Origin of the sequence: Pseudovibrio sp. JE062 (genome assembly GCF_000156235.1) — a bacterium.
Taxonomy (GTDB): Bacteria; Pseudomonadota; Alphaproteobacteria; order Rhizobiales; family Stappiaceae; genus Pseudovibrio.
In genome coordinates, this window is the sequence record NZ_DS996813.1 from 245,879 (window position 1) to 250,557 (window position 4,679).

Genomic DNA, 4,679 nt, shown 5'->3' on the forward strand with positions numbered 1-4,679 from the left:
GATTGTGTTTTGCCCAGTTCACCGGCCCTTGCTGTTGCTCCATCACCCAGGCTTTTCCTTTGCCCACATGGCGATAAAGATCATGATTGAAAGCCGGTTGATCTGGTAGCCCTACCCTTAAAAGGCGTGCTTTTTCAGTGTCATCTTTGAGAGCATTGACCAGCGCACCCATGGGGTAACTGTCCCAGGATGCAAAGTCGATGTCATTGCCGACAGCGTAGTGATCGTAGTCCGTGTTATGACCCATGAAGTTATGGGTAATAGGCGCATTGCCGACATGCTTTCGCAGCACATCCACCTGAGTGGGATTGAACTTCACCATGCCACATCTACAAAACAAGCAATGCAGCTTACTTAAAGGCTGCTGTTTAGATCAAAAATTCAAAGTTATCTGCCTGAAGGTTTTCAGTCTGAACTCCTGTCAAGGTAATTGAAGTCTCTTCATTAAACCGAATAGTGACAGAATCTCCTTCATCTACAGCCACTGCTAGCAGTTCCTCAAAACTTGTCACCATTCCAAACTCTAGCTGAACTACTTCGGTGTCCACGTTGAAATCAGTGACAGTGTCATTGCCAAAGTACAATCCCTCAAACTTGAATGTGTCGTTGCCGGAACCACCTTCCAGAGTGTCATCACCATAGCCGCCGATCAGGGTATCATCACCAGCGTAACCATAGAGCGTGTCGTTGCCGCCGACACCGTGAAGCGTATCGCCCTGTTCGCCTCCATGGATCACATCATCACCATCGGTGAAGTTGAATGTCGCCTCCATGATCTCGTAGCCGGACAGCACAAAATAGTCGGCATCGGCAAAGCGGATGGTCTGGATGCCCTGGCCTTCACTGAACTGGTTTTTGATCAGTAGCGTGCCACCGTCATAAAACGTTAGAAGAAGGTCGTCGTTATCCGTGCCAGACGGACGGCTGAACTGCACATCATACGGTTGGTAGCCGCTCCCAATGACCAGCTCGTTGACCTCAGAGCTGTCGCCATGAACGTCGATGATTGTGTCGTTGCCATCACCATATTCATACTTATAGGTGTCGTTGCCGGAACCACCTTCCAGTGTGTCATCACCATAGCCGCCGATCAGGGTATCGTCACCAGCGTAACCATAGAGCGTGTCGTTGCCGCCGACACCGTAAAGCGTGTCGCCCTGTTCGCCTCCATGGATCACATCATCACCATCAGTGAAGTTGAACGTGGCCTCCATGATCTCATAGCCGGATAGCACAAAATAGTCGGCATCGGCAAAGCGGATGGTCTGGATGCCCTGGCCTTCACTGAACTGGTTTTTGATCAGCAGCGTGCCGCCGTCATAGAACGTCAGAAGAAGATCATCGTTGTCCGCACCAGAAGGACGACTGAACTGTACATCATACGGTTGGTAGCCGCTTCCAATGACCAGCTCGTTGACCTCAGAGCTGTCGCCATGAACGTCGATGATTGTGTCGTTGCCATCACCATATTCATACTTATAGGTGTCGTTGCCGGAACCACCTTCCAGAGTGTCATCACCATAGCCGCCGATCAGGGTATCGTCACCAGCGTAACCATAGAGCGTGTCGTTGCCGCCGACACCGTGAAGCGTATCGCCCTGTTCGCCTCCATGGATCACATCATCACCATCGGTGAAGTTGAACGTGGCCTCCATGATCTCGTAGCCGGACAACACAAAATGGTCGGCATCGGCAAAGCGGATGGTCTGGATGCCCTGGCCTTCACTGAACTGGTTTTTGATCAGCAGCGTGCCGCCGTCATAGAACGTCAGAAGAAGATCGTCGTTGTCCGTGCCAGACGGACGGCTGAACTGTACATCATACGGTTGGTAGCCGCTTCCAATGATCAGCTCGTTGACCTCAGAGCTGTCGCCATGAACATCGATGATTGTGTCGTTGCCATCACCATATTCATACTTATAGGTGTCGTTGCCGGAACCACCTTCCAGAGTGTCATCACCATAGCCGCCGATCAGGGTATCATCACCAGCGTAGCCATAGAGCGTGTCGTTGCCGCCGACACCGTGAAGCGTATCGCCCTGTTCGCCTCCATGGATCACATCATCACCATCGGTGAAGTTGAACGTGGCTTCCATGATCTCGTAGCCGGACAGCACAAAATAGTCGGCATCGGCAAAGCGGATGGTCTGGATGCCCTGGCCTTCACTGAACTGGTTTTTGATCAATAGCGTGCCGCCGTCATAGAACGTCAGAAGAAGATCGTCGTTGTCCGTGCCAGACGGACGGCTGAACTGCACATCGTGCGGTTGGTAGCCGCTTCCAATGATCAGCTCGTTGACCTCAGAGCTGTCGCCATGAACGTCGATGATTGTGTCGTTGCCATCACCATATTCATACTTATAGGTGTCGTTGCCGGAACCACCTTCCAGAGTGTCATCACCATAGCCGCCGATCAGGGTATCATCACCAGCGTAGCCATAGAGCGTGTCGTTGCCGCCGACACCGTGAAGCGTATCGCCCTGTTCGCCTCCATGGATCACATCATCACCATCGGTGAAGTTGAACGTGGCTTCCATGATCTCGTAGCCGGACAGCACAAAATAGTCGGCATCGGCAAAGCGGATGGTCTGGATGCCCTGGCCTTCACTGAACTGGTTTTTGATCAATAGCGTGCCGCCGTCATAGAACGTCAGAAGAAGGTCGTCGTTATCCGCACCGGAAGGACGGCTGAACTGTACATCATACGGTTGGTAGCCGCTTCCAATGATCAGCTCGTTGACCTCAGAGCTGTCGCCATGAACATCGATGATCGTGTTCTGGTCTTGGCCGTACTCATAATGATAAACCGCACTTTGCTCATCTTTAGCAGCGGTCTCCTGCTCTGCTTCGGAGGGCGAAACACTAACTTCAATTACAGATGCAAGAGATGATGCAGTTTCGAGTGGGTCAGAATTAGATAAGTTATTGGATGATGTCGCAGTTACAGAATCAGACATGCTAACCTCAGAAATAGGAATTTACTTCGAAAGGTTTCCATCGGGAAAAGTTGATATCAAATAGGATTTAACTCTCAATTTACTCAAATGAAATTCAATAGATGCCATTGATGAGGCGAGCTAATTTTAATAATTACAACCATAGATTCTACAATATGCATTATGCAATTATTACATCACCATTCTTCAAGAAAAATATAAACTAGATGAGCAGTTTTCATCGTGATGGCGAGCAATTTTCTGGTTGATATCACCTCAGCTTTCCAAAGTGCTAAACGCAACCGAGCTCACACGCGGCACGAAATAAGTGACGCCAGTAAAGGCACTTATAATAGCTACAGCAGTAACTCCGGTCTTCTAACAACACAACAATGTGGGATGTGAGTGAGTGGGGGATCTGTTAGAATCCTGAGAGTGGTTTGGTTGAAGATGAGGGATTGAGTTATGGGTGGTGTGGTGCAGTCGGATCAGGGGCGGTCGGTGCAGGAGATGGTGATCATCTGCTTGCGGGTGCTGATCGGGCTTGGATTTATGGTGTTCAGTGCCTACGTGTTTTATGAGGCGGCGCTGGCGCTTTATAAGCTGGATCTGGTGCGGATGGTTGGTGCGTACTTCCTGTTTTTCTGCACTGTTGGACTTGGGCCGTTTTTCTGGCCGTTTTCGTGGCCGTTTGGAGACGACCATTAGAGCATGAAGGCTTGTTGCCTCCTGCTCTTACCAGATCATCAGTGAGCATCTCGGTCTTATGACATGGAGATGCTCTTGTTTCATCACGCTTCCGTTTCTTCTTTTACGGCGTGTTCTACGCCCCAATCGCGCAGGGCCATGATGATTGGGCGGAGGGTTTCGCCTTTTGGTGTGAGGGAGTACTCCACGTGAGGTGGGACAACCGCGAAGACTTTTCTTGAAACGAGACCATCTGTTTCCAGCTCGCGCAATTGCTTGGTCAGCATGCGCTGTGTGACTGTTCCCACTTGCTTTTTCAGCTCACCAAAGCGCTGAGTGCCCTCCATCAGATGGAAGAGGATGACACCTTTCCACTTGCCACCAATCAGCTCCAAGGCTGCTTCTACCGGGCAGCCCTGACTGCAGTCATAGTTTTCAAAACGCTGGTTCTTATCGGTCATTGTCTCACCATAGTATACAATCTGTACCTATAGGTTAAAATTGTGCGTACTTGTTATTGGTATAGCGACTATATAGGTTCTCTGTGACGAAAACAAAAGAGAGGATCACTCCCATGACCCTGACCATTGTCGCAAACATTCATGCAGCCAAAGGCAAAGAAGATCTTGTGAAGGTTGAGCTTGAAAAGCTGATTGATATCACCCGCGCAGAAGCTGGCTGCCTGCAGTATGACCTGCACGTGGACAACGACAATCCTGGCCACTTCATGTTCTATGAGAACTGGGTGAACCGTGAGCTGTGGCAGGAGCACATGAATGCACCGCATCTGGCTGCATACATGGTGGCAACAGAAGGCGCTGTTGATGAGTTTACCGTGAACGAAATGTCCCGCATCTAACTGCTGGTCTCTCCGTTTTGCAGAGTCTTCCCGCTTCTGAGAAGGCTTTGCAAAAATTTAGGGGCCGTTTTGCATGCCCCATCCGCACGGTGTCTAATCGCAATCATTTCCGCAGGTTAGACTTTGTTACGTGCCTTTTGCATTTATCGATCTTTCCTCTTCTTACGACCTTTTTGCCCTTCTCATAAAATTTTAAG

The 4,679-nt window shown here is 49.9% G+C and carries 5 protein-coding genes; 2 read left to right on the forward strand and 3 right to left on the reverse strand.

Annotation, left to right across the window (positions count from 1 at the left end; genetic code table 11):
* Together PJE062_RS21685 and PJE062_RS21690 are read right to left on the reverse strand one after the other, a co-directional pair.
* The coding region (locus PJE062_RS21685) for a beta-galactosidase (RefSeq protein ID WP_208982430.1) at positions 1 to 322 on the reverse strand (322 nt) is incomplete at its 3' end.
* Positions 323 to 368: 46 nt separating this feature from the next.
* Complete coding sequence (locus PJE062_RS21690; protein ID WP_008551933.1) at positions 369 to 2,957, reverse strand: calcium-binding protein; 2,589 nt, start codon at positions 2,955 to 2,957, stop codon at positions 369 to 371.
* A gap of 444 nt (positions 2,958 to 3,401) precedes the next feature.
* Between PJE062_RS21690 and PJE062_RS21695 the strand changes: the two genes are divergently transcribed.
* Positions 3,402 to 3,644: a hypothetical protein gene (locus PJE062_RS21695; protein ID WP_008551917.1), complete on the forward strand. Its 243-nt coding sequence runs from the start codon at positions 3,402 to 3,404 to the stop codon at positions 3,642 to 3,644.
* 83 nt (positions 3,645 to 3,727) lie between these two features.
* On the opposite strand, the gene PJE062_RS21700 is transcribed toward PJE062_RS21695, so the two are convergent.
* A complete protein-coding gene (locus tag PJE062_RS21700; protein WP_008551820.1) occupies positions 3,728 to 4,084 on the reverse strand; it encodes a helix-turn-helix domain-containing protein in 357 nt (118 codons plus the stop codon).
* Positions 4,085 to 4,197: 113 nt separating this feature from the next.
* Between PJE062_RS21700 and PJE062_RS21705 the strand changes: the two genes are divergently transcribed.
* A complete protein-coding gene (locus tag PJE062_RS21705; protein ID WP_008551916.1) occupies positions 4,198 to 4,482 on the forward strand; it encodes a putative quinol monooxygenase in 285 nt (94 codons plus the stop codon).
* Positions 4,483 to 4,679 lie beyond the last annotated feature (197 nt).

Excerpts from the sequence above, each read along its gene's own strand:
- PJE062_RS21690 (WP_008551933.1), bottom strand. The coding sequence starts at position 2,957 with ATGTCTGATTCTGTAACTGCGACATCATCCAATAACTTATCTAATTCT.
- PJE062_RS21695 (WP_008551917.1), top strand. The coding sequence starts at position 3,402 with ATGGGTGGTGTGGTGCAGTCGGATCAGGGGCGGTCGGTGCAGGAGATG.
- PJE062_RS21700 (WP_008551820.1), bottom strand. The coding sequence starts at position 4,084 with ATGACCGATAAGAACCAGCGTTTTGAAAACTATGACTGCAGTCAGGGC.
- PJE062_RS21705 (WP_008551916.1), top strand. The coding sequence starts at position 4,198 with ATGACCCTGACCATTGTCGCAAACATTCATGCAGCCAAAGGCAAAGAA.